This window comes from Aquabacterium sp. (assembly GCF_041915145.1).
Classification (GTDB): domain Bacteria; phylum Pseudomonadota; class Gammaproteobacteria; order Burkholderiales; family Burkholderiaceae_C; genus Aquabacterium.
This window is the reverse complement of the sequence record NZ_JAYSBZ010000054.1, coordinates 1-24,022: the sequence shown is the minus strand read 5'-3', so window position 1 is coordinate 24,022 and position 24,022 is coordinate 1. Positions and strand designations below refer to the sequence as shown.

The 24,022-nt window shown below is 67.9% G+C and carries 23 protein-coding genes; 16 read left to right on the top strand and 7 right to left on the bottom strand.

Annotation, left to right across the window (positions count from 1 at the left end):
* From ACE3SS_RS10865 to ACE3SS_RS10855, 3 genes are all read left to right on the top strand, one after another.
* Positions 1-306: AsmA-like C-terminal region-containing protein (locus tag ACE3SS_RS10865; RefSeq protein ID WP_374593796.1), on the top strand; the 306-nt coding region annotated here is incomplete at its 5' end.
* Between the two features lie 28 nt (positions 307-334).
* Complete coding sequence (locus ACE3SS_RS10860) at positions 335-1,183, top strand: carbon-nitrogen hydrolase family protein (RefSeq protein WP_374593794.1); 849 nt, start codon at positions 335-337, stop codon at positions 1,181-1,183.
* A 119-nt stretch (positions 1,184-1,302) separates the two neighbouring features.
* Positions 1,303-1,935, top strand: a complete 633-nt coding sequence (locus tag ACE3SS_RS10855; protein WP_374593792.1) for a chalcone isomerase family protein — start codon at positions 1,303-1,305, stop codon at positions 1,933-1,935.
* Between the two features lie 24 nt (positions 1,936-1,959).
* Here the strand turns inward: ACE3SS_RS10855 and ACE3SS_RS10850 are convergent, their stop codons facing one another.
* The gene (locus ACE3SS_RS10850; RefSeq protein ID WP_374593790.1) at positions 1,960-3,231 is read right to left on the bottom strand and encodes an FAD-dependent monooxygenase; all 1,272 of its coding nucleotides are present in this window, start codon (positions 3,229-3,231) and stop codon (positions 1,960-1,962) included.
* Between the two features lie 91 nt (positions 3,232-3,322).
* On the opposite strand from ACE3SS_RS10850, the gene ACE3SS_RS10845 reads away from it, so the two are divergent.
* From ACE3SS_RS10845 to ACE3SS_RS10805, 9 genes are all read left to right on the top strand, one after another.
* A complete protein-coding gene (locus ACE3SS_RS10845) occupies positions 3,323-4,351 on the top strand; it encodes an SPFH domain-containing protein (RefSeq protein ID WP_374593788.1) in 1,029 nt (342 codons plus the stop codon).
* Between the two features lie 99 nt (positions 4,352-4,450).
* Positions 4,451-4,915 carry a hypothetical protein gene (locus tag ACE3SS_RS10840; RefSeq protein ID WP_374593786.1) on the top strand — a complete coding sequence of 155 codons (465 nt, stop codon included), beginning with the start codon at positions 4,451-4,453 and terminating at the stop codon, positions 4,913-4,915.
* Positions 4,870-5,388 carry a hypothetical protein gene (locus ACE3SS_RS10835; protein WP_374593784.1) on the top strand — a complete coding sequence of 173 codons (519 nt, stop codon included), beginning with the start codon at positions 4,870-4,872 and terminating at the stop codon, positions 5,386-5,388. The genes ACE3SS_RS10840 and ACE3SS_RS10835 overlap by 46 nt, the downstream gene beginning before the upstream one ends.
* 47 nt (positions 5,389-5,435) lie before the next feature.
* Complete coding sequence (locus ACE3SS_RS10830; protein WP_374593782.1) at positions 5,436-7,070, top strand: DUF4178 domain-containing protein; 1,635 nt, start codon at positions 5,436-5,438, stop codon at positions 7,068-7,070.
* A gap of 31 nt (positions 7,071-7,101) precedes the next feature.
* The gene (locus tag ACE3SS_RS10825; RefSeq protein ID WP_374593798.1) at positions 7,102-7,323 is read left to right on the top strand and encodes a DUF350 domain-containing protein; all 222 of its coding nucleotides are present in this window, start codon (positions 7,102-7,104) and stop codon (positions 7,321-7,323) included.
* A 22-nt stretch (positions 7,324-7,345) separates the two neighbouring features.
* A complete protein-coding gene (locus ACE3SS_RS10820) occupies positions 7,346-7,609 on the top strand; it encodes a hypothetical protein (RefSeq protein WP_374593780.1) in 264 nt (87 codons plus the stop codon).
* Positions 7,599-9,206 carry a polyamine aminopropyltransferase gene (locus tag ACE3SS_RS10815; RefSeq protein ID WP_374593778.1) on the top strand — a complete coding sequence of 536 codons (1,608 nt, stop codon included), beginning with the start codon at positions 7,599-7,601 and terminating at the stop codon, positions 9,204-9,206. The genes ACE3SS_RS10820 and ACE3SS_RS10815 overlap by 11 nt, the downstream gene beginning before the upstream one ends.
* Positions 9,203-10,864 carry an FAD-dependent oxidoreductase gene (locus ACE3SS_RS10810; RefSeq protein WP_374593776.1) on the top strand — a complete coding sequence of 554 codons (1,662 nt, stop codon included), beginning with the start codon at positions 9,203-9,205 and terminating at the stop codon, positions 10,862-10,864. Before ACE3SS_RS10815 ends, ACE3SS_RS10810 begins: the two co-directional genes overlap by 4 nt.
* The gene (locus ACE3SS_RS10805; RefSeq protein WP_374593774.1) at positions 10,861-11,775 is read left to right on the top strand and encodes a C13 family peptidase; all 915 of its coding nucleotides are present in this window, start codon (positions 10,861-10,863) and stop codon (positions 11,773-11,775) included. Before ACE3SS_RS10810 ends, ACE3SS_RS10805 begins: the two co-directional genes overlap by 4 nt.
* 6 nt (positions 11,776-11,781) lie before the next feature.
* Here the strand turns inward: ACE3SS_RS10805 and ACE3SS_RS10800 are convergent, their stop codons facing one another.
* From ACE3SS_RS10800 to speD, 3 genes are all read right to left on the bottom strand, one after another.
* Positions 11,782-12,489: an START domain-containing protein gene (locus ACE3SS_RS10800; protein ID WP_374593772.1), complete on the bottom strand. Its 708-nt coding sequence runs from the start codon at positions 12,487-12,489 to the stop codon at positions 11,782-11,784.
* Between the two features lie 188 nt (positions 12,490-12,677).
* Entirely contained in the window at positions 12,678-13,379 is a 702-nt protein-coding gene (gene murU / locus ACE3SS_RS10795) for an N-acetylmuramate alpha-1-phosphate uridylyltransferase MurU (protein WP_374593770.1), read from the bottom strand.
* A gap of 7 nt (positions 13,380-13,386) precedes the next feature.
* Positions 13,387-13,818, bottom strand: coding sequence for an adenosylmethionine decarboxylase (gene speD, locus ACE3SS_RS10790; RefSeq protein ID WP_374593768.1), 432 nt, complete (start codon positions 13,816-13,818; stop codon positions 13,387-13,389).
* A gap of 209 nt (positions 13,819-14,027) precedes the next feature.
* Between speD and tkt the strand changes: the two genes are divergently transcribed.
* From tkt to ACE3SS_RS10775, 3 genes are all read left to right on the top strand, one after another.
* Complete coding sequence (gene tkt / locus ACE3SS_RS10785) at positions 14,028-16,082, top strand: transketolase (RefSeq protein ID WP_374593766.1); 2,055 nt, start codon at positions 14,028-14,030, stop codon at positions 16,080-16,082.
* A gap of 46 nt (positions 16,083-16,128) precedes the next feature.
* A complete protein-coding gene (gene gap, locus ACE3SS_RS10780) occupies positions 16,129-17,130 on the top strand; it encodes a type I glyceraldehyde-3-phosphate dehydrogenase (RefSeq protein WP_374593764.1) in 1,002 nt (333 codons plus the stop codon).
* A gap of 159 nt (positions 17,131-17,289) precedes the next feature.
* Entirely contained in the window at positions 17,290-19,092 is a 1,803-nt protein-coding gene (locus ACE3SS_RS10775) for a S8 family serine peptidase (protein WP_374593762.1), read from the top strand.
* Here ACE3SS_RS10775 and ACE3SS_RS10770 read toward each other — a convergent pair.
* The 3 genes from ACE3SS_RS10770 to ACE3SS_RS10760 are packed head-to-tail and all read right to left on the bottom strand — an operon-like array spanning position 19,064 to position 21,281.
* Positions 19,064-19,855: an SPOR domain-containing protein gene (locus ACE3SS_RS10770; protein ID WP_374593760.1), complete on the bottom strand. Its 792-nt coding sequence runs from the start codon at positions 19,853-19,855 to the stop codon at positions 19,064-19,066. The genes ACE3SS_RS10775 and ACE3SS_RS10770 overlap by 29 nt on opposite strands.
* Positions 19,856-19,867: 12 nt before the next feature.
* Entirely contained in the window at positions 19,868-20,746 is an 879-nt protein-coding gene (locus ACE3SS_RS10765; protein WP_374593758.1) for a biotin--[acetyl-CoA-carboxylase] ligase, read from the bottom strand.
* Between the two features lie 25 nt (positions 20,747-20,771).
* Positions 20,772-21,281 carry an SET domain-containing protein gene (locus ACE3SS_RS10760; protein ID WP_374593756.1) on the bottom strand — a complete coding sequence of 170 codons (510 nt, stop codon included), beginning with the start codon at positions 21,279-21,281 and terminating at the stop codon, positions 20,772-20,774.
* Positions 21,282-21,445: 164 nt separating this feature from the next.
* Here ACE3SS_RS10760 and ACE3SS_RS10755 point away from each other — a divergent pair.
* Positions 21,446-24,022 (top strand): DNA topoisomerase III (locus tag ACE3SS_RS10755; RefSeq protein ID WP_374593754.1); only part of this gene is annotated, 2,577 nt, incomplete at its 3' end.

Sequence of the window (24,022 nt, the reverse complement as noted above, 5' to 3'; positions counted from 1 at the left end):
GTCTGGATCGTGCCCGAGATCAACGCCGGCGCGGCCTCGCTGGCCTACGCGGCCATCAACCCGGTGGTGGGCCTGGGCACCTTCGTGGCGCAATACCTGCTGCGCAAGCCGCTGGCCGAGGCCGGCACGCGCGAGTTGCGCATCACCGGCAACTGGGTCGACCCCAAGGTCGAGCACATCGAACGTACCTCCGCCGCGCCGCGCGTCGAAGACGCCCCCGGCACCAGCCCCGGCGCCTTCATGTCGGAGCCCGCCTCGGCGCCCGCTGCGGCCCCGTCCGCCAGTCGGCCGTCGGTGGCACAGTAAGGCCTGCTCCATTGCTCGCCCCCCTGCCATGAAAGTCGCCGCGATCCAGATGGTGTCCACCCCGCGCGTGGACGACAACCTGCAACAGGCCCTGGCCCTCGTGGCCGAAGCGGCCGCCGCCGGCGCCGAGCTGGTCGGCCTGCCCGAATACTTCTGCCTGATGGGCCGGCGCGACGCCGACAAGCTCGCCATCGCCGAGCCCGATGGCCACGGCCCGCTGCAAGACGCGCTGGCCGCCGCCGCGCGCCAGCACGGCATCTGGCTGATGGGCGGCACGCTGCCGCTGCAAGTGCCCCACCAGCCCGGTCAACCGGGCCAGCCCGAGCGCGTGTTCAACAGCACGCTGGTCTGGGGCCCCGACGGCCAGCGCGTGGCGCGCTACGACAAGATCCACCTGTTCCGCTTCGACGACGGCCAGCAGCGCTACGACGAAGCCGCCACGCTGCAAGCCGGCAAGCAGCCCGTCGCCTTTGCCGCCACCGACCGCGCCGGGCAGACTTGGCGCACCGGCCTGAGCGTGTGCTACGACCTGCGCTTCCCCGAGCTGTACCGCGCGCTGATGCGCCCCGAGGCCGGCGGCCCCTGCGAGGTGCTGTGCGTGCCCGCCGCCTTCACCCACCCCACCGGCCAGGCGCACTGGGAGCTGCTGCTGCGCGCCCGCGCCGTCGAGAACCAGTGCTACGTGATCGCCCCCGCGCAAGGCGGCACGCACGAAAACGGCCGCCGCACCTGGGGCCACGCGATGGTCATCGACCCCTGGGGCGACGTGCTCGCCGTGCAGCCCGAAGGCCCCGGCGTGGCGCTGGCCGAGCTCAACCGCGCGCGGCTAGACGAGGTGCGTACCCGGCTGCCGGCGCTCACCCACCGCGTCCTCTGACACGCGCCCCCATCGCCAACCTAGGGTCAACCCTGATCCGGCCAGCAAGCAAGGCGCCGAAATCCACGTAACGATCGCCCGGCGAGGCTGGGTTTTGCAACGCGTGAAGGATGCGAGCCATGAGATTCAAGACCCTGGCCTGGTTGTCGATTGCCATTCTGAGCTGGGCGGCAAGCACCAGCGTTCGCGCCGAGGTGGTGGGCGAGCTGGACGGCGTGCAGATCGAAGACAGCGCCACCGTGGGCGGCACCAAGCTGCTGCTCAATGGCGCGGCCACGCGCAAGCGCGGCTATTTCAAGACCGACGTGACCACGCTGTACCTGGCCGAGAAGTGCCGCACGCTCGAATGCGTGTACCACGCCAAGGGGCCCAAGCGCATCCAGCTGTCGGTGCTGCGCGATCTCAACGGCGGCCTGATCTCGCGCTACTTCGTGTCGGACTTCAAGTCGGTGGCCACCGAGGCCGAGTTCAAGCAGCTCATCACCGAGGTCGGCCAGATCGGCGACCTCTACGGCCGACTCGGCCAAGTCAAGAAGGGCGACGTGTCGATCATCGACTGGGTGCCCGGCAAGGGCATCCAATGCCGCCTCAACGGCAAGGTGCAAAGCGCCGGCGGCATCGAATACATGAACAGCGAGCTGATGTTCCAGATCCTGCTGCGCATGTATGTGGGCGAGCTGGCCGCCGCCGATTACCGCCGGGGCCTGCTGGGGCTGGACGACACGCTCACCCGCCCGGCCACCGCCCGCTGAACGCCAAGCGCGCCGGGCGGCTGATCAACGCAGCCCGAACATCATCCCCCGCGCCAGGCGCGACTTCACCCCGCCGGCGTGCTGCAAGGCCGCCAGCCCGAGGCCGCGCACGGTGGCCAGCGCGGGCACCGGCCAGGTGAAGCTGCGCGCCAAGAAGTCGGTCACCCCGATCAGCGCCCAGCGGTCGGGCAAGCGCCGGCGCCCGAAGCGCGCCAAGGCCGCGTCGAGGCTCGGCTCGCGCTGCAAGACCTGCACCAGCTCGACCACGTCGCGCAGCCCCAGATTCAGCCCCTGCCCGGCCACCGGGTGCAGTGTTTGCGCCGCGTTGCCGATACGCACGCTGCGGCCGTCCACCAGCTTGCGCTCGACGTTGAGCCCGAGCGGAAAAGCCTTGAGCGGCGACAGCGCCGTCAGCGGCCCCACCTGCGGATGCGCCACGGTGCCCAGCAGCAACAGGCGCTGCTCGTCGTTCAGTGCCTGCACCGGGTCGTCGTCGCTCGGCACGCACCACACCAGCGCGGCACGGTTCGCGACCCCGCCGGGCTCGGGCGGCAAGGGCAGCAAGGCCATCGGCCCCTGCGGCGTGAAGCGCTCGTAGGCCACGCCGTTGTGCGGCTGGCTCAGCGTCACGGTGCCCACCCAGGCGGTCTGCCGGTAGTCGCGGCTCAAGCCATCGGGCCAAGTCTTCTTGGGCTGGTCGGCGAACACGCCGCCCTCGGCCACCACGGCCAGGTCGTAGTCCTCGGCGATGTCGGCGTCGAGCTCCACGCCGTCGGGCTCGGCCTTGATGCCGCGCACCGGCGTGCCGAAGCGGGTAAACAGCCGATCGGGCTCGCGCGCCTGCGCGGCCAGCCACGCGGCCTGCAGCGGCGCCACAAGGGTGCCGTAACGCAGCACCGCCCCCAGGCGCGGCACGCCTTCGTCAAGCGCCTTGATGCACACCTGCGGCTCCTCGCCCAGCGCCTGCGCCACGCCGCTCAGGAACTTGGGCAGTGCCTCGGCCACCAGGCCCGGCAGCAAGGCCGGTTGCTGCTGCGAGACGTGCACCTCGCGGATGTCGGCCACCGCGCCACCCGCCGTGATGGCGTGCCACACGTCGAGCCGCTCCAGCGTCTGCACGCTGCCCAGCGACAGCGCCAGCGTGCGCGGGTCGCCGGATACATCGCGATCCGCCGGGCGTGCATCGAACACCGTGACGCGGGCCTGCGGCAGCGTCCGCGCCGCGTGCAGGGCCAGCGCCAGCCCGACCGGCCCGGCGCCGATGACGGCCAGATGAAGGTTGACGGTCGATGTCATGTTGCTCACTCCTTGATGGGGCGCCAGCCCAACGGACAGGCCCACCCGCTATGATGAATTCCATCATTGTCAGCGACCGCCGGAGGCATTCATGGGACTGATGGATTTCGTCAAGAAACAATTCATAGACGTCATCGAATGGGTGGAAGACACCGACGGCGTGCTCGCGTGGCGCTACCCGTTTCAAGACCGCGAAATCCAGAACGGCGCCTCGCTCACGGTGCGTGAATCGCAGGTCGCGATGTTCGTCAACGAAGGCAAGGTGGCCGACGTCTTCGGCCCCGGCCGTTACACGCTGACCACGCAGACGCTGCCCATCCTCACCAACCTGAAGAACTGGGACAAGGCCTTCGCCTCGCCCTTCAAGAGCGACGTCTATTTCTTCAGCACGCGCCAGCAGATCGACCAGCGCTGGGGCACCTCGCAACCCGTCACCATCCGCGACAAAGACTTCGGCGCCGTGCGCCTGCGCGCCTTCGGCAACTACGCCTACCGCGTGGCCGACCCCAAGCTCTTCCATACCGAGATCTCGGGCACGCGCGACACCTATACCGTCAACGACCTCGACGGCCAGCTGCGCGCGCTGATGCTGCAGACCATCTCCGAGGCGGTGGCCGCCAGCGGCATCCCCTTCCTCGACCTCGCCGCCAACCAGACCAAGTTCGCGCAAGCGCTGCAAGACACCGGCACGCCGGCCTTCGCCAAGTACGGCATCAAGCTCGAGAACGTGACGCTGCAGAACGTGTCGCTGCCCGACGAGCTGCAGAAGATCCTCGACCAGAAGATCGGCATGGGCATGGTCGGGCAGGACATGGGCAAGTTCATGCAGTACCAGACCGCGCAAGCCATCCCGCAGATGGCTTCGGGCGCTGGTGGCAGCGGCGTGGCCGGCGACGCCATGGGCCTGGGCGCCGGCGTGGCGCTGGGCCAGGTGCTCGCGCAGAACCTGCAGCAAGGCTTGCAGGCTGCGCCCGCTGCTGCAGCCGCTGCACCGGTCGCCGTGAGCGCCGACGACGTGGTCGCCACGCTCGAAAAACTGGCCGACCTCAAGACCAAGGGCATCCTGACGCAGGAAGAGTTCGACGCCAAGAAGGCCGAGCTGCTGAAGAAACTGGTTTGAGACTGCTTGATGTCGCGCACAAACGGGCTCCGCCCCTCCCGAGTCCTGACCGGACTTCTTGCTGCGATGGCAATCGGCTCAGCCAGCGCGTGTACGTGCATGCTGGAGCACATCGCCATCGAGCCCATCGCGCCCGACCGCAATGATGTGTACGTCGGAGCGACTGAGTTGATCGAGGTGCAGTTCTCCAACTTCAAGACCGACGGGCCGGTCGAGGCCTTTCCGGAACCGCCGCTGATCGTTCATGACCGACGCTCGAAAACCAGTTGCTCGATCGATGGCGGCGTGTGGTCGCGCAAGTCCGTTTTCATCAGCCACGACGGCTCGGTGCTGGTCACCCACGAGTTCAGCGGATCAAACGACGCGCTGAATTTTTACGACACCAAGACTTGCTCTCGGCGCCGCTCGCTGGATGTTTCCAATGCGACCTGGGTCATTGACGGGGCGACCATCCAGATCACGCGAACCAGCACGGCAGGCAAGCACGGGGGTATGAGCGTGGTACGCCTCGATGAGCGTTGTCTGCCCGAAAAAATAATCAAAACCGTGCCCCGCAAAAAGTAATCGATATGCCGAACCTGGATCAATGCATCGTCGCTCAGTGCACCGCCAGTTGGGAAGAAGAATTCCTCAAGGGCACGAAAAACAAGAACAACTGCTCTGGCTTCGTGAAAGCCGTGGCCAAGAAACTAGGCATCCCGCTCCCTGAAACGGCCAACGCAGACGGCATCGTTGACGCAATCGGCAAGAGCTGGAAGAAACTCGATTCGGGCATCGATGCGGCCAAGCAGGCTGCCGCCGGCTACTTCGTGATCGCAGGACTCAAGGCAGCCGATCACAAGCCCGCGCGCAACAACGGGCACGTTGCCATCGTCGTGACCGGCACGCTCTACCGCGAGAAGTACCCGGTGGTGTGGGGCGGCAGCATCGGCGGTGCTCAAAGCAAGGGCGATAAATCGGTCGGCGAAGTCTGGAACAACAAGGATCGGGACAGCGTGGTGTATTGCGCCTACACGTCGGTCGCCTGCGCAAAATGAGCTCGAGCGCAGCTCATCCGTCCAGCAATCGGCAGACCCCTTAACCCGTGGCGACAGACTCCCCTCAACGCGCCTACCGCGCCGCGTGCCCCAACTGCGGCGCGCCGGTGGACTTCCGCTCGGCCGCGTCGCCGATGGCGGTGTGCACGTTCTGCCGCTCGACGCTGCTGCGCGAGGGCGAGGCGCTGCGCCGCATCGGGCAAGCCGCCGAGCTGTTCGACGACCACTCGCCGCTGCAACTGGGCGCGCAGGGCAAGTTGCAGGGCGCGGCGTTCACGCTGGTTGGGCGCATCCAGATGCGTTACGCCGATGGCGCCTGGAACGAGTGGCATGCGCTGTTCGACAGCGGTCGCAGCGGTTGGTTGAGCGAAGACAACGGCAACTACGTCTTCAGCTTCGACGCGCCCCGCCCCGCCGACGCGCCCGAGCTGAGCACGCTGCGCGCCGGCCAGCCGCTGACCGTGGGCGGCCAGCGATGGTCGGTGGGCTCGGTGACGCAGGTCACGCTGCACACGGCCGAAGGCGAATTGCCGCAGATGGTGGTCGGCCTCTCAACCGCCGCCAAGGGCGCGGGCCCGAGCTTCGTGGTGACCGACCTGCGCAACACGCAAGGCGAAGTCGCCACGCTCGACAACCGCCCCACGCCCACCAACGCCGAGCCGCAATGGAGCGTGGGCCGCAGCATCACGCTGGCCGAGCTGAGCCTCGTCGGGCTCAAGAACGACACCGACAAGTCGCTCAAGGGCCAGGGCGTCGAATGCCCCAGCTGCGGCGCATCGCTCGAACCCCGGCTCAGCACCACGCAATCGATCGTCTGCGGGCAGTGCCATGCGGTGGTCGATGTGTCGAAGGGCGTGGGCGCCGACCTGGCCTACTACGCGCAAGACAACGCCGATGCGGCCGTGCACGAGCCGCAGCTGCCGCTGGGCAAGGTCGGCAAGCTGACGATCAAGGGCCAGACGCTGCCGTGGCAGGTGGTGGGCTACGTCGAACGCATCGAGGTGGACGCGGGCGGCGATGGCGACTGGCAGAGCGCCTGGCGCGAATACCTGCTCTACAACCGCACCGCCGGCTTCTTGTGGCTGGTCGACGCCGAAGACGGCTGGAGCTGGACGCAGCCCCTCACCGGCGTGCCGGTGCGCAAGTCCGACGACCGCGTCGAGCTCGACGGCGTGGGCTTTCACAAGCTCTACGGCTACAGCGGCCAGATCACCTACGTGCTGGGCGAGTTCTACTGGCGGCTGGCCAAGAACCAGCGCACCTACAACACCGACTACCAGGGCATCGGCGGCAACAGCGGCAAGCGGCTCAACCGCGAAGAGACCCACGAGGCCGGCGCCAGCGAGGTGGTGTGGTCGGCCGGCGAGACCCTGCAGGCCGCCGCCGTGGCGCAAGCCTTTGGCCTGGGCGGTGGCCAGCAAGCGGCCTTGACGCGCGACGGCGGCCCCTCGAACGTCACCTGGGGCACGCTCAAGACCATCCTGATCTGGCTGGCGGTGATCGTGGTGCTGCTGCTCCTGATCCGCAAATGCGGCGGCGATGACTGCGACGAGGTGCGCGACACCTATGGCGCGGCCAGCACCGAATATCAACAATGCCAACGTTCGAGCAGTGGCGGACACTACTACGGCAACACCGGCAGCTCGTGGGGTGGCTACAGCTCGGGCGGCGGCCACAAGTAGGCGACAACCGATTCAAGGAGCAAGCATCATGATGGGAATCGAATGGCTCAAGCCCGGCATCTTCGTCGGGTCGTTCTTGTTCGCGCTGCTCGGCGTGTTCGTGTTCTGGCTGTGCTTCGTCATCGTCGACAAGATCACGCCCTACCACCTGTGGGACGAAATCGTCGAGAAGCAGAATGTGGCCCTGGCCATCGTGGTGGCGGCCATGTGCATCGCCATCGGCCTGATCGTGGCGGCCGCCATTCACGGCTGACCTCATTCAGAAAGACCGCACCATGCTTGACGCGCTGGCTCTGCTCATCATGTTCCTGGCCGTGCTCGCGGCCTTCACGCAGCACTACATTCCCGCGTTGATCGCCGTGGTGGTCGCCATCGCGATCTGGCGCACCGGCCACAGCCGCCGCAAGGAAATGCGCCGCGCCCGCCGGGCCATGGAGCGCAGCAAGCAGGCCAACAACACCTTCCGCCCCACGACCACGGCCTTCCCGGACGACAGCCGAGCGTGGTCGGCCGACTCCGGTTTCGGTCGTGACAAATAACGCCGCCGCCCCCCACGCCACCGCGTCCGCCCGCATCCACCCCACCGAAGTCGCGCTGCTCGCCTCGGTCTTCGTGATCGCGGCGTGCGGGCTGGTCTACGAGCTGGCGGCGGGCGCGCTGGCGGCGTATCTGCTGGGCGACTCGGTGCTGCAGTTTTCCACCGTGATCGGCAGCTACCTGTTCGCGATGGGGCTGGGCTCGTATCTGTCGCGCTTCATCGAGCGCGAGCTGGTGTCGCACTTCCTGCGCGTCGAGCTGCTGGTGGGGCTGGTGGGCGGCCTGATGCCGGCGGCGCTGTTCGCGGTGCACGGCAGCATCCCGGTCAGTTCACAAGCGCCGTTCGAGGTGGCCTTGTATGTGCTCGTCGGGCTGGTGGGCGTGCTGGTGGGGCTGGAGATCCCGCTCGTGATGCGTATCCTCAAGCGCCACTTCAGCGAACGTTATGCGCTGAAGGATCTGGTGTCGCAGGTGCTCACCTTCGACTACCTCGGCGCGCTGATGGTGTCGCTGGCCTTCCCCTTGCTGCTGGTGCCGCACCTGGGGCTGGTGCGCGCCGGCGTGTTCTTCGGGCTGCTCAACGCGGTGGTGGCCGTGTGGGCGCTGTGGGTGTTTCGCGCCAGCGTGCGGCGGTTGGCCGCGCATGCCGGCGCCTGCGGGCTGGTGATCGCGGCGCTGCTGGGCGCGCTGGCGCGGGCCGACCAGCTCACCTCGTGGGCCGAAGACCGCTTCTACGGCGACAGCATCGTCTTCAACCTGCACACGGCGTATCAGCACATCGTCGTCACCGCCAGCCCCAACCCGGGCAAGGGCACGCGGCTGTTCTTGAACGGCAACCTGCAGTTTCATTCGCGCGACGAATACCGCTACCACGAGGCGCTGGTGCACCCGGCCATGGCAGCGCACGGCGCGCCCAAGCGGGTGCTGATACTGGGCGGCGGCGACGGCATGGCGGCGCGCGAGGTGCTCAAGTACCCGAGCGTCGAGCACGTCACGCTGGTCGAGCTCGACCCGCGCATGACGCAGCTCTTTCGCGAGCAGCCGCTGCTCACCCGGCTCAACGCCAACGCGCTGAACTCGCCCAAGCTCAAGGTGGTCAACGCCGACGCCTTCGTCTGGCTCGACCAGCATCAGGCCGACCATGACGGAGATGGCGACCGCTTCGACGTCATCATCATCGACTTCCCCGACCCCACCAACTTCGCCATCGGCAAGCTCTACACGACCACCTTCTACGAGCTGGTCGAGCAGCATCTGGCCGCCAGCGGCTACGCCGTGGTGCAAACCACCTCGCCGCTGATCGCGCGCAAGAGTTTCTGGACGGTCGCCGCCACGCTCGAAGCGGCCGGCTTGCAGACCGCCGCGTATCACGCCCACGTGCCGAGCTTTGGCGAGTGGGGCTTCATCCTGGCCAGCCACCGGCCCTGGGCGCCGCCCAAGGCCCTGCCCGCCGGACTGCGCTTCTTGAGCGCGCCGACGCTGCCGCTGCTGTTCGACTTTCCGCCCGACATGGCCCGCGTGCCGGCGCAACCCAATCGCCTGAGCAACCAGGTGCTGGTGCAGACCTTCGAAGAGGAGTGGGGGCAGGTGCACCAATGAAGCGGCGCACGGTGATTCAGGGCGTCGCAGCGGCACCGTGGTTGGCCAGCTGGCTGAGTGGCTGCACGCCGCCCGCCCCGCCGAGCTACACCGGCGGCTGGCTGGGTGACGCCCCCGCGCGCGGCCACGCGCTGCGCGACGGGCGCACGCCCAGCGCCGCCTGCAACGGCGCGAACCGCCGCGTGTCGGTCGCCATCGTGGGTGGCGGCATCGCGGGCCTGTCCGCCGCCCGCGCCCTGCGCCAGCGCGGCATCGACGACTTCGTGGTGCTCGAACTCGAAGACGCCGCCGGTGGCAACAGCCGCGGCCACACGCTGGCCGGCATCGGCTGCCCACTCGGCGCGCACTACCTGCCCACGCCGGGCGAGGCCGCCACCGAGGTGAGCGACTGGCTGCACGAGATCGGCGTGGCGTGCCAGGTGCACGGCCGCACGGTGTACGACGAACGCATGCTCTGCCACAGCCCGCAGGAGCGGCTCTTCGTGCCGGCTGCGGCGGGGTCGAGCCAGCCTGAAGGCCATTGGCAAGACGGCCTGCTGCCGCGCGCCACCAGCGAGCCCGCCCGCCAGCAATACCGCCGCTTCGCGCAAGCGGTGCGCGAAGCGCAGGCGCTGGGCCCGCGCGCCTTCGCCCTGCCCACCTTGCGTGCCCGCTGGAACGCGGCGCTCACGGCGCTCGACCAACAGACCTTTGCGTCGTGGCTGCAGGCTCACGGCTTGAACGACACCAACCTGCTCTGGTATCTCGACTACTGCTGCCGCGATGACTTTGGCGCCGGGCTCGCGCAAGTGTCGGCCTGGGCCGGGCTGCATTACTTCGCAAGCCGTCACGGCTTCCATGCCCCGGTTGACGATGACGCGGCCGACGCGCCCGACGAAGGCGGCATCCTGACCTGGCCGCAAGGCAACGCGTGGCTGGTGCAGCACCTGGCGCAGCCGCTGGGCGAGCGCCTGTGCACCGGCCGCGTCGTCACCCGCATCCGCCCCGGCCGGCACGAGGTGACGCTCGACGCGTGGCAGCCCGCGCAGTCCTGCATCGAGCGCTGGACCGCGCAGCACGTGATCGTCGCGCTGCCGCTGTTCGTGGCCGCCCGCGTGATCGACGCCGCCCCGACCGCCTTGCAAACCATCGCCCCGCTGATGCGTTATGCGCCCTGGCTCGTGAGCAATCTGCAGCTGCGCGAGCCGCTGCTGCCCCGCAACGGCCCGCCGCTGGCCTGGGACAACGTGATCGCAAGCAGCCCCGCGCTGGGCTACGTCAACGCCCAGCATCAGAGCCTGACCGAAGTGCCCGAGGCGCAGCCCACCGTGCTCACGCACTACTGGGCGCTAGGCGGCAACGCGCCGGCCGAGCTGATCGCCAACCGCCAGCGCCTGCTGCAATCCCCCTGGCAAACCTGGGCGCAGGCGGTGCTCGCCGACCTGGCCACGGCCCACCCGGACCTGCCACACAAGGTGCAGCACATCGACCTGATGCGCCACGGCCACGCCATGTGCGTGCCCACGCCGGGCCTGCGCAGCCACCCGGCCTTGCAGGCGCTGGCCGAGCCGCAGGGCCGGCTGCACTTTGCGCACGGCGATCTGTCGGCCTACTCGGTGTTTGAAGAAGCGTTCACCCGCGGGCATCTGGCGGCCCGCCATCTGGAGATCCGCTCATGAAGTCGCGCCAAACCTGGGCCCTCTTGTTGACACTGACATTGACGTTGGCCCTGGCGTGCAGCGCCAGCCCGGCGCTCGCGCGCAAAGGCACCAAGCCCGCGCCGCCCCCGCCGCCCGACCTGGTGCTGACGCAAGACGTGATGGAGGCCCAGCCCATGCTGCTCGCCAAGCGGTTGAGCGAGCTGCAACCGCAACGCCCCGGCGTGGTCGATGTCTACGCCATCACCTTCGCGCCCTACTCGGACGAAGACGTGTTCCGCAAAGAAAGCAAGATGGTGGCCGACGTGATGGCGCAGCGCTTCGATGCGCGCGGCCGCGGCATCCAGCTCGTCAACAGCGTGAGCACCACCGATCAATGGCCCTGGGCGACGCGCAAGAACCTGCAGCGCACCTTGCAGCACATCGCCAAGCTGATGGATCGCGACGAAGACGTGCTGTTCATCCACCTCACGTCGCATGGCGCGCAAGACGGCGAGCTGTTCGCGGGCTTCTGGCCGATGACGGTGGAGCCCGTCACGCCGTGGCTGCTGCGGGCCTGGCTCGACGAGGCGGGCATCCGCAACCGCGTGATCTCGGTGTCGGCCTGCTACTCGGGCACCTGGGTCAAGCCGCTGGCCGAGCCGCACACGCTGGTCATGACGGCGTCGGACGCCTCGCACACCGCCTACGGCTGCGGCCGCGAATCGGAGCTGACCTTCTTTGGCCGCGCGGTGTTCGACGAGCAACTGCGCCGCCACACGCTGTCGTTCGAGCAGGCGCACGCGGCGGCGCGCGAGCTGATTCGCAAGCGCGAAACCGCCGCGCACAAGTCAGACGGCTATTCGAACCCGCAGATCAACGTGGGCGCGTCGATACGCGAGCGGCTCGAACGTCTGCAGGCCGAGCTGCTGCACCGCGCGCCGGCCCCCTGATCGACCTCAGGGCTCGGTGCCCTTGAGGTGCCACTCGGGCAGCACGAGGCGGCCGTCGCGGCTGTACTGCTGAGGCAGGTCGGCTCCCGTCTTGCCCTGATAGGCCGGCTTCTTGGCCTGCTGCTGCATGCCTTGCAGGGTCACCAGCGGCGCCTTGGTGGACACCAGGTTGGCCAGCCAGCTCGGCACCATGCCCCCCAGATCCACCAGGGTTTCAAACTCGACGCGCGTCCAGCCGCCCTTGAGCGGCACCAGCCGGAACGTGTTGTGGAGCTTGGCCACCCGCACGTAGCTGCTGTTCACGGCCATGCCGTCCACGTTGTTGCTCTCGACCACCACCGCTTCGCCGTCCTGGGTGACCGTGGTGCGAAACAGCACGTCACGATCGGAGGCCGGCCAGATGCCGTTGAAGCGCATGTAGATGTTGTCCGGCGGCAGGTTGGCCGGGTGCTCGGAAAACTGCCCCTGGTAGATCCAGTTGGACAGATTGCGCGTGTCGGCCAGCACGGCCAGCAGGACGTAGGCATTGGCATGGATCTCGGTCACGCCGCGAAACGCCTTGACCGACATTCCTTGCACCGGCCGCACCCACGACGCGATGTCTTCGCGCCCGGCACCACCTTGACGAATCACCTCCCAGTTGTCGGCCGCCTGAGCCGCCCCGCCCAGCAACAACATCAAGCCGGCCACACACCAAGCACGAAAGCTACGCATTGCAATCCTCCAGTTCATGATTCAAATGGACAAACGAGCGCGCAGGCTAAGGGCCCGCCGCCCGCTTGCGTTGATACCGCTCAAACGAGCGCGCCGCACTGGTACAAGCCCGGTAGATCAGGGGCGACCCGCTGCCAGGCGGTGTCGCGCTTTATGGCTGCAGATGCCGGGCAACGCCCCGCCAGGCGTCAGATCAGCTCATCGAGCTGCTGCGGCGTGCCCACGTTGACCCACTCGCCGGTGTAGACCTCGCCGCTGATGCGCCGCTCGGCAATGCCGCGCTCCATCACCGGGCGCAGCGGCATCTTCACGCCCAGAGGCACGCCGTCGAACAGCTCGGCGCGGCACAGGCAGGCCCCGCCGAAGTTCCAGCGCACGCGCGCCTGGTCGTGCGGCACCAGCCAGCCCTCGGCGTCGAGGCCGAAGTCGCCGCCGGCGTGGTGCGCGGGGTTGGGCACCAGCATGAAGTGGCCCAGGGCGGTGCTGCTGGCGAATTCGCGCGCCAGGCCGGCATCGAAGCGCCACTCGGGCATGTAGATGTCGCCCGCCACCACCCAGAAGGCGTCGTTGCCGGCCTCGGTGAGCCAGGGCAGCGCCTTGACGATGCCGCCGGCGGTTTCGAGCGCGCCGCCGTGGTCGCGGCCTTCTGTCGAGTAGCGGATGCGCAGCCCCCAGCGCGAGCCGTCGCCCAGCGTGCGCGGGAATTCGTCTTCGAGCCAGGCGGTGTTGATGATCACGTCGCGCACGCCGTCGCGGGCCAGGGCCATCAGATGCCATTCGATCAGGGGGCGACCGCGCACGCGCAGCAGCGGCTTGGGCGTGATGTCGGTCAGCGGGCGCATGCGCTCGCCGCGGCCAGCGGCCAGGATCAGGGCGGGGAGGTTGAACATCGTCGAGTCAAGCCAATGAAGCGGCCGATTGGCCAGGTCCGGTCAACCCGGATTCGAGATCGCCGCGCACGACGCCTTGCTGCCGCACCTGCAGCGGGTCGAAGGCCGCCACCAGCGTCTGCAGCAGGCGCCGCGCCTGCGCGCTGTGGTCGGTGCCGCGGTTGCACACGTAGACGTCGAGCGTGACCGCGCCCAGCTCGGGCCAGGTATGCACCGCCAGGTGCGACTCGGCCAGCAGCACCATGCCGGTCACGCCCGAGGTGGGGGTGCCGGCTGCCCCGGCCGCGTCGGCAAACGAATGAAAGCACTCGGCCACGGCGCGCAAGCCCACCTCGGCCACGGCCGCCACGCACATGGCCCGCAGCGCGGCGGCGTCGGTCATGGCCGGGTTAGCCGGCGGACAGCCCGTGAGATCGGCGATGAGATGCAGTCCGTGCATGAATGAATTTGACCCGTGTCAACAAGTACACAACCGAAGCCGGCGGCGTCGGCAAGAAAGCGCGCCGCGACCGGATCGGGATTATCCGTGGGGCCGGTAAAATCTCGGGTTCTGCAGCCACCGCGCCGCTCGGGCGCAGGCAGCACCGCCCTTCCGTCATCGACCCGCGTCGCACGGCGCGGCAAGAACCCAACCCACGAGGCACCTTCATGGCGAATCCGGCCCAGGACCCCCTGCGCAACCCCACCGACATGGCCAACGCGATCCGCGCCCTGGCGATGGACGCCGTTCAACAAGCCAACTCCGGCCACCCCGGCGCCCCCATGGGCATGGCCGACATCGCCGTGGCGCTCTGGAGCCGCCACCTCAAGCACAACCCGGCCGACCCCACCTGGGCCGACCGCGACCGCTTCGTGCTCAGCAACGGCCACGGCTCGATGCTGATCTACGCGCTGCTGCACCTGACCGGCTACGACCTGCCGATCGAAGAGCTCAAGGCCTTCCGCCAGCTGCACAGCAAGACGCCGGGCCACCCCGAAGTCGGCATCACCCCGGGCATCGAAACCACCACCGGCCCGCTGGGCCAGGGCATCACCAACGCGGTGGGCATGGCGCTGGCCGAGAAGCTGCTGGCCGCCGAGTTCAACCGCCCCGGTCACGACGTGGTCAACCACCACACCTACGCCTTCCTGGGCGACGGCTGCCTGATGGAAGGCATCAGCCACGAAGCCTGCGCGCTGGCCGGCGCCTGGAAGCTCAACAAGCTGATCGCCCTGTACGACGACAACGGCATCTCGATCGACGGCCAGGTCGCCCCCTGGTTCATCGACGACACGCCCAAGCGCTTCGAGGCCTACGGCTGGCAGGTGATCGGCCCCGTTGACGGCCACGACGTGGACGCGATTGACGCCGCCCTCACCAAGGCCAAGCGCAGCACCGAAACCCCGACGCTGATCGTCTGCAAGACCGCCATCGGCAAGGGCTCGCCCAACCGCGCCAACACCGCCAAGGCCCACGGCGAGCCGCTCGGCCCCGACGAGATCAAGCTGACCCGCGAAAGCATCGGCTGGACGCACGCGCCGTTCGAGATCCCCGAGTCGGTCTACGCCGCCTGGGACGCCACCGTGGCCGGCAACGAGGCCCAATCGGGCTGGGACGCCAAGTTCGCGCTCTACCGCGCCGCCCACCCCGAGCTGGCCACCGAGTTCGAACGCCGCATGGCCGGCGTGCTGCCCGCCGACTTCGCCGAAACCGCCGTCAAGGCCGTGGCCGCCGCGCACGACAAGGCCGAGACCGTGGCCACGCGCAAGGCCAGCCAGATCGCGCTCGAAGCCTTCACCGCCGCCGTGCCCGAACTGCTGGGCGGCTCGGCCGACCTCACCGGCTCGAACCTCACCAACACCAAGAGCACGCTGCCGGTGCGCTTTGACGCACACGGCGCCGCCGTGGCCGTGGACGGCCAACTCGGCCGCCACATCAACTACGGCGTGCGCGAGTTCGGCATGGCCGCCATCATGAACGGCGTGGCGCTGCACGGCGGCTACATCCCCTACGGTGGCACCTTCCTCACGTTCTCTGACTACAGCCGCAACGCCATCCGCATGGCCGCGCTGATGAAGCAGCGCGTGGTGCATGTGTTCACGCACGACTCCATCGGCCTGGGCGAAGACGGCCCCACGCACCAATCGGTTGAACACGCCGCCAGCCTGCGCCTGATCCCCGGCCTCGACGTCTGGCGCCCCGCCGACACCACCGAGACCGTGGTGGCCTGGACCATGGCCCTGGCCAACCCGCGCCGCCCCAGCGCGCTGCTGCTGTCGCGCCAGAACCTGCCCTACCTGCCCAAGCAAGACGCCGACGACATCACCAAGGGTGCCTACGTGCTGGCCGAGCCCGAAGAGGTCGGCCTCAAGAAGAAGCCCCAGGCCGTGATCATCGGCACCGGCTCCGAGGTGCAGCTGGCCCTGCACGCGCAAGCCGCGCTGGCCAAGCAAGGCATCGCCGTGCGCGTGGTGTCGATGCCCTCGAACACCGTGTTCGACCGCCAGAGCCCCGAGTACAAGGCCAGCGTGCTGCCGGCCGGCGTGCCGCGCATCGCCGTTGAAGCCGGCGTGACCGACGGCTGGTGGAAGTACGGCTGCGCGGCCGTCGTGGGCCTCGACACCTACGGCGAATCGGCCCCCGCCGGCGCGCTGTTCAAGCTGTTCGGCTTCACCGCCGAGAACGTCGCCGACACCGTGAAAGTGGTGTTGGGCCGCGGCTGATCATCGAGTTCTTTGTTTTGTTTGCTTTATCTCTGAGGACCCTGACATGACCATCAAGATTGGTATCAACGGCTTCGGCCGCATCGGCCGCATGGTGTTCCGCGCCGCGGTGCAGAACTTCGCCAACGACATCGAAATCGTCGGCATCAACGACCTGCTCGAGCCCGACTACCTGGCTTACATGCTGAAGTACGACTCGGTGCACGGCCGCTTCAAGGGCGAAGTCTCGGTGGACGGCAACACGCTGGTTGTCAACGGCAAAAAGATCCGCCTGACCGCCGTGAAGAACCCGGCCGAGCTGAAGTGGGACGAAGTCGGCGCCGACATCGTCATCGAATCGACCGGCCTGTTCCTGACCAAGGAAACGGCTGAAGCCCACATCAAGGCCGGCGCCAAGAAGGTCATCATGTCGGCCCCCAGCAAGGACGACACCCCGATGTTCGTCTACGGCGTGAACGACAAGACCTACGCCGGCCAGACCATCATCTCGAACGCTTCGTGCACCACCAACTGCCTGGCCCCGGTGGCCAAGGTGCTCAACGACACCTGGGGCATCAAGCGCGGCCTGATGACCACCGTGCACGCGGCAACCGCCACGCAAAAAACGGTGGACGGCCCGAGCAACAAAGATTGGCGCGGCGGTCGCGGCATCCTCGAGAACATCATTCCCAGCAGCACCGGCGCCGCCAAGGCCGTGGGCGTGGTGATCCCCGAGCTCAACAAGAAGCTGACCGGTATGTCGTTCCGCGTGCCCACGTCGGACGTGTCGGTGGTCGATCTCACCGTCGAGCTCAACAAGGAAGCCGGCTACGACGAAATCTGCGCCGCCATGAAGGCCGCCTCGCAAGGCGCCATGAAGGGCGTGCTGGGCTACACCGAAGACAAGGTCGTGGCCACCGACTTCCGTGGCGAATCGTGCACCTCGGTGTTCGACGCCGAAGCGGGCATCGCGCTCGACAAGACCTTCTTGAAGATCGTCGCCTGGTACGACAACGAGTGGGGCTACTCGAACAAGTGCCTCGAAATGGCCCGCGTGATCGCCAAGTAAGGCGACCGCGCCAAGCAAGCCCCGGCTTGCTGCCCCCTCCGCACAGCCCCGCCCTCGCCCGGCGGGGCTTTTTCTTGGGTCGCGCGGCATCTGCATAATGCGGCACGCCTGTCTGCCATCACCACATCAACAACCAGACCGCCGGGCGCCCAATCTGTCATGTTCAAACGCATTCTGTTGTGTGGCGCCCTGGCGCTGATGAGCACGTCCACGATCGCCGGAGGCGACCCCGCCTGGGGTCTGATCGTCAAGCTCAAGCCCGAAGCCTCCGCCAGCACGGCCACGACCGATGCCCGCGCCCAGGCGCTGGCCGCCCGACCCGCGGCGCTGGGCCACGCCCGACTGCAGGCCGCCATGCAGCGCGTCGGCTTGGGCGGCGTGGCGCACCGCGCCCTGCCAGGCGGCATGCTGCATCACGTGGGCACCGAGCAAGTCATCAGCCACGAGCAGGCGCAGCTGCTGGCGCGGCAACTCGTGGCCAGCGGGGCGGTGGAGTGGGCGGTGCCGAACGAGCGCGAGCATTTGCAGGCGGTTCCACCCAACGATCCGTATTTCAACAACGGCTCGGGGGGCACCCAATGGTGGGCGTACGCGGCCGGCGGGACGAGCAGCGACCCGTTGCCGCAACGTTTGCGCGGAGCCCCCAATTTGCTGCCAGCCTGGGCCGGCGGCACGACCGGAAGCAGCGGCCCCATCGTGGCCGTGCTGGACACCGGGCTCATCAGCCATGAGGATCTGGACACCAGCCGGCTGGTGGCCGGGCAGAATTTTCACCACAGCGTCAGCAGCAGCGGCGGCCTCGGCCCGATCGACGGCAACGCCAACGACACCACCGACCCCGGCGACTACCTGACCCAAGCCGAAAAAGACGCCGCCCCCGTGGCCTACGCCAATTGCACGGTCGCCGACAGTTCGTGGCACGGCACGGCCGTGACCGGAATAATCGCCGCGCACGCCGACAACGGCAAAGGCATCGCGGGCGCCAACTGGGGTGTACGCATCATGCCGGTTCGCGTTGCCGGCAAGTGCGGCGCGTGGGAGTCGGACATCATCGACGCGATGAATTGGGTGGCTGGAGTAGACAACAGCAATGTGAAACGTGCTGACGTCATCAATCTGAGCTTTGGCGGCGCGGGCTCCTGCGATTACCTCTACCAGCACGCTATCAACACGCTGCGCACCAACGGCGTGGTGGTGGTGGTGGCCGCCGGCAATGAGCACGGCGCGGTGTCTCGCCCGGCCAATTGCGCCAACGTCATTTCGGTGGCCGCGCTGAACCGCGATGGCTTCAAGGCCAACTATTCGAACTTCGGCACCGCCGTCACCATTGCCACCGTGGGCGGCGACCCGAGATACCGCGACCCGCCGTCGAACACGGAACCCGCAGGCGTCTGGGGCCCCTATCTGGGCGATGACGGCATCGTGACCTTGGGCAACGCCGGCAAAACCACCGCATCCAGTGATCTGCGCGGCTATTACTACTACGCCGGCACCAGCATGGCCGCTCCCATCGTGTCGGCAACGGTGGCCTTGATGCGAGGTGCGCAACCTGCTCTGGACGTGCAAACCATCACCACCGCCCTGACAGCGAGCGTCCGGCCGCACGTGATCTCATCAGCAAACCTCATCGCCGAATGCTCGTCCAGCAATCCGGGGCGCTGCATCTGCACCACGAACACTTGCGGCGCAGGCATCCTCGACGCCGACCGCGCCTTGCAGTATGCGAACGGCGCCACGCCGCCTCCACCTGCAGCGCAAAACATCGACAGCAACGAAGTGCGCCTGGCCAAAGCCAACACCAACAGCACGCAAGATTCCGTATCGGCCGCCACGACCACCGGCCCGGCTGAAAACCACGGCGGAGGCGGTGGCGCGTTCGGCGCGCTGGCGCTGATCGGCCTGGCTAGCGCCTCCGCCGCCACGGCCCGCACGTTCAGGGCTCCACGCTCCCGCAAGGCTTGAGCCGCTGCCCCAGCCAGGTGGCGGCGGGCAAGCCGTCGAGCGCCGTTTGCATGGCGCCATCGGCCCGCAACACGCGCAGAAAGTGGCCTGAGTCGGTCGGCCGCACGGGCACCAGCCGGGCCGAGCGCACGCCGCGCTGCGTGAGCTTGGCCAAGGCGGCGTCGGCGTCGGCTCGCACCTCGTAACGCCCCAGCGACAAGCCCCAGGCCAGCTCGGCCGGCGCGTTGACCACGGTGTAGTCGAGGTGGATGCGCTTGATCTCGTCCACTTTCTTGCGCAGCAGCTCTTCGGTGGCGTAGCGGCCCATGTAGACCATCCAGATGCCGGGGCGCTCGCGCGTCACGTCCATCCAGTCGCCCGGCTTCAACACGGTCTTGAGCTTGCCTTCGACCTGGATGCGCTCGGCCAGCGAATACGGCCCGGCCTCCAGGCAGGCCAGCGTGCCCGGCACGGGCTGAACCACCGAAGCCGCCGTGGCGACGCTGCTGGCGGTTGCGAACGCCGCCGAGGCGACATCGGCGGGCCCGCTGGCGGCCGACGCGGCAACGGGCGATTCAGCCACGCCCGACGCACCGGACGCCGCCGCGCTGGCCGATTCGGGTGGCAGCACGCGAACCGCCTCGGGGTGCACCTGACGCGCCATGCGCTCGGGTTCATGTTGGCCGCCCGGCTGCACGCCCACCACCGAGGTCAGCCAACCCTGGATCCAGAGATAGAACAGCAGATTGGCCAGGAACAGCAGCAGAACCAGGGCACGCAACATGGACGGATCAACCTAGGCTGATGAGGGAGGGGGTGCGCTGCGCAGACCAGGGCGGGCACTCACCTCGCCGCTGGACCACGCTTGCAGGCCGTGCGCAGTATGCACGAGCAGGCGGCCTTGGCCGTCCACGCCCTGTGCCCGTCCTTCGCCGACTACCTCGGCGCCCTGCCACAACTGCACGGGCTCGCCCAACAAGGCGTCGCGCTGCGCGAAACGTGGCGCAAAGGCGCTCCAGCCGCTGATCGAAAACAGCTTCCAGGCCCGCAGCAAGGCCGGCACCACGCGCTCGAAGACCCGCGCCGCCGTGGCCAGCGGGTCCACCTCCTGCAACGCCGCCACGGCCATCGGCGCCGGGCCGGTCACGGATGGCACCAGGGCCTCGGCAACGGGCGACGCGATCGCGATGTTGAGCCCCACGCCCACCACCACCACGCGCTGCGCCGTCGCGCCCGCCGGGGTGATCTCGATGAGGATGCCGCCCAGCTTGCGCCCCTGCAGCCACAGATCGTTGGGCCACTTGAGCCGCACGGCGGGGTCGAGCACCTCGGCCAGGGCCACGCCCACCGCCAACGACAGGCCGGACAGTGCCGGGCCGGCATCGCCCCCGACCCCGAAGGGCGACGCCCACGGCAGCGCGAGCGAAAAGGTCAGCGAGTCCCCCGGCGCCGCGTGCCAGCGGCGCCCCTGACGGCCGCGCCCGGCGGTCTGCTCGAGCGCCACCATCACGGTGGGGCTGGCGTCGCCCGCGCGGGCGCGCTGCAGCAGCTGGCTGTTGGTGGAGTCGGTCTGGGCGACGACCTCGATGCTCACGCCCGGCACGAGCTCGTCGAGCACCGGCCAGAGGGTTTCGGCCGCGCGCGCGAAGCTCGCGTGCAGGGCGGCGTGCGGCATGCTCAAGCCCGTGTCGCCCCGGCCATCACATGCGGCCGACGAGCAACGTGCCCCGGCACTTGGGGCTGCCGCACAGGCAGCGGTACTCTTTTTTCAGCTTGGCCGTGAGCGGCTCGTCGATCACCAGGCCGTAGTCGTAGAACAACTCGGTGCCGGCCTTGATGGCGCGGCGTGCCTTGATGAACACCTTGTTGCCCTGCTGATCGGCCTCGCAATTGGGCGCGCAGGCGTGGTTGATCCACTTGGCGGCATTGCCGTGGTGCTTGCCATCGATGACGAACTGATCGTCGAGATGGAAGTAGAACGTGTGGTTCGGATCGCTGGGGTCGTGCGGGTGACGCCTTAGGGCTTCGTCCCAAGTGATGATCTCGCCTTTGTATTCGATGATCACCTCGCCGCGCTTGAAGTCGCGGTTGGCGAAGACGCCCTTGCCATGCACGCCCGATCGCTTGACCACCACGCTGGGGCCGGGTCGGCTGGCCGAGGTCGAAGAGGCGTCCGGCTTGGCGGCTCCGTTGAGAGAAGCGGTTTTCACAACGGCTTGTTGGGGGGACTTGGCGGAGCGCGCTTGCGTCATCGACAGCTTTGGATACAGTGAATTCATGGGTGCGCGCGCGTGAGCGCGTGCGCGAGAGGCGCATTGTAGGGGTAGCGATTCCACGCCCCCCCGGCGATGCGCCCGGCAACACAGAACAAGTTATGAGCAAAGCACTGGTCATCGCAGAAAAACCATCGGTCGCGCAAGACATCGTGCGCGCCCTCACGCCCACCACCGGCAAGTTCGAGAAGCACGACGAATACTTCGAGAACGAACACTACGTGGTCAGCTCGGCCGTCGGCCACCTGGTCGAGATCAAGGCGCCCGAAGAGTTCGACGTCAAGCGCGGCAAGTGGAGCTTCGCCAACCTGCCGGTGATCCCGCCGCACTTCGATCTCAACCCGATCGACAAGAGCAAGGGCCGGCTCAACGCGCTGGTCAAGCTCATCAAGCGCAAGGATGTCGAAACGCTGATCAACGCTTGTGACGCGGGGCGCGAAGGTGAATTGATCTTCCGCCTGATCGCGCAATACGCGCAGGACAGCACCGCCACCACGCGCGCCAAGGGCCTGGGCAAGGGCGTGCGGCGCCTGTGGCTGCAGAGCATGACGCCGCAAGCCATTCGCGAGGGCTTCGAGAAGCTGCGCACCGACGAGCAGATGCTGCCGCTGGCCGACGCGGCGCGCTGCCGCTCCGAGGCCGACTGGCTGGTGGGCATCAACGGCACGCGCGCCATGACCGCCTTCAACTCGCGCGACGGCGGTTTCTTCCTGACCACCGTGGGCCGGGTGCAGACGCCGACGCTGTCCATCGTGGTCGAGCGCGAAGAAAAGATCCGCAAGCACGTCTTCCGCGACTACTGGGAAATCAAGGGCACGTTCGGCGCGCAGGCCGGCAGCTACGAAGGCAAGTGGTTCAACCCGAATTTCAAGAAGGACAAGAACGCGGCTGAAGGTTCGCTCGAAGCCGAGCAGAAGGCCGACCGCGTCTGGAGCGCCGCCGAAGCCCAGGCCATTGCCGATGCCGTGCGCAACCAGACCGGCACCGTCACCGAAGAAGCCAAGCCCAGCACGCAGGCCAGCCCGCTGCTCTACGACCTGACCACGCTGCAGCGCGAAGCCAACTCGCGCTTCGGCTTCAGCGCCAAGACCACGCTGGGTCTGGCGCAGGCCCTGTACGAAAAGCACAAGGCCCTGACCTACCCGCGGACCGACTCGCGCGCCCTGCCCGAAGACTATCTGACCACCGTCAAGCAGACCGTCGGCATGCTGGCCGAGGGCGACCTGCCCGGCCCGCTCAAGGCCTTGTCGCCCCACGCCGCGAAGGCACTCAAGGAGGGCTACATCAAGCCCACCAAGCGCGTGTTCGACAACGCCAAGGTGTCAGACCACTTTGCCATCATCCCCACGCTGCAAGCACCGGGCTCGTTGACCGAGGCCGAAGCCAAGCTCTACGACATGGTGGTCAAGCGCTTCCTGGCGGTGTTCTACCCGAGCGCCGAATTCATGGTGACCACGCGCATCACCAAGGTCGCCGCAGCGGGCGCCGAGCATCACTTCCAGACCAACGGCAAGGTGCTGGTCAACCCCGGCTGGCTGGCCGTCTACGGCAAAGAGGCGCAAGACGACGACGCCACGCTGGTGGCCGTGCAGCCCAATGAGCGCGTCACCAACGAAGACGTGAGCGCCAACGCGCTCAAGACCCGCCCGCCGGCTCGCTACACCGAAGCCACGCTGCTGAGCGCGATGGAAGGCGCGGGCAAGCTGATCGACGACGAAGAGCTCAAGGCCGCGATGCAAGAGAAAGGCCTGGGCACGCCGGCCACGCGCGCCGCCATCATCGAAGGCCTGATCCTCGAAAAATACATCGTGCGCGAAGGCCGCGAGCTGATCCCGACGGCCAAGGCCTTCCAGCTCATGACGCTGCTGCGCGGCCTCGACGTTGAAGACCTCACCAAGCCCGAACTCACCGGCAACTGGGAGCACAAGCTCGCCGAGATGGAAAAGGGCCGCCTGAGCCGCGACGCCTTCATGGCCGAGATCGCCGCCATGACGCAACGCGTGGTGCAAAAGGCCAAGGAGTACGACCGCGACACCATCCCCGGCGACTACGCCACGCTCGCCACGCCCTGCCCGCAATGCGGCGGCGTGGTCAAAGAAAACTACCGCCGCTTCGGCTGCATCGGCCCGGCAGGGGCGGCCGAGGGCGAAGGCTGCGGCTTCTCGATCGGCAAGAGCCCGGGCGGGCGCACCTTCGAGCTGGCCGAGGTGGAGCAGTTCATCCGCGACCGCAAGATCGGCCCGCTCGAAGGCTTCCGCTCCAAGGCGGGTTGGCCCTTCACGGCCGAGCTGAAGCTGGCGTTCGACGACGAGATCAAGAACTACAAGCTCGAATTCGACTTCGGCGAAGACGCCAAGAAGGCCGAGGGCGACGGCGAGCCGGTGGACTTCAGCGGGCAGACCTCGCTGGGCACCTGCCCCAAGTGCCAGGGCCACGTCTACGAACATGGCACCAGCTACGTCTGCGAGCACAGCGTGGGCGCGCACACCACCTGCGACTTCAAGAGCGGCAAGATCATCCTGCAGCAACCCATTGCGCACGAGCAGATGGGCAAGCTGCTGCACGGCGGCAAGACCGATCTGCTCGAGAACTTCGTGTCGAACAAGACGCGGCGCAAGTTCAAGGCGTTTTTGGTGTGGAACGCCAAGGACGGCAAGGTCGGCTTCGAGTTCGAGCCC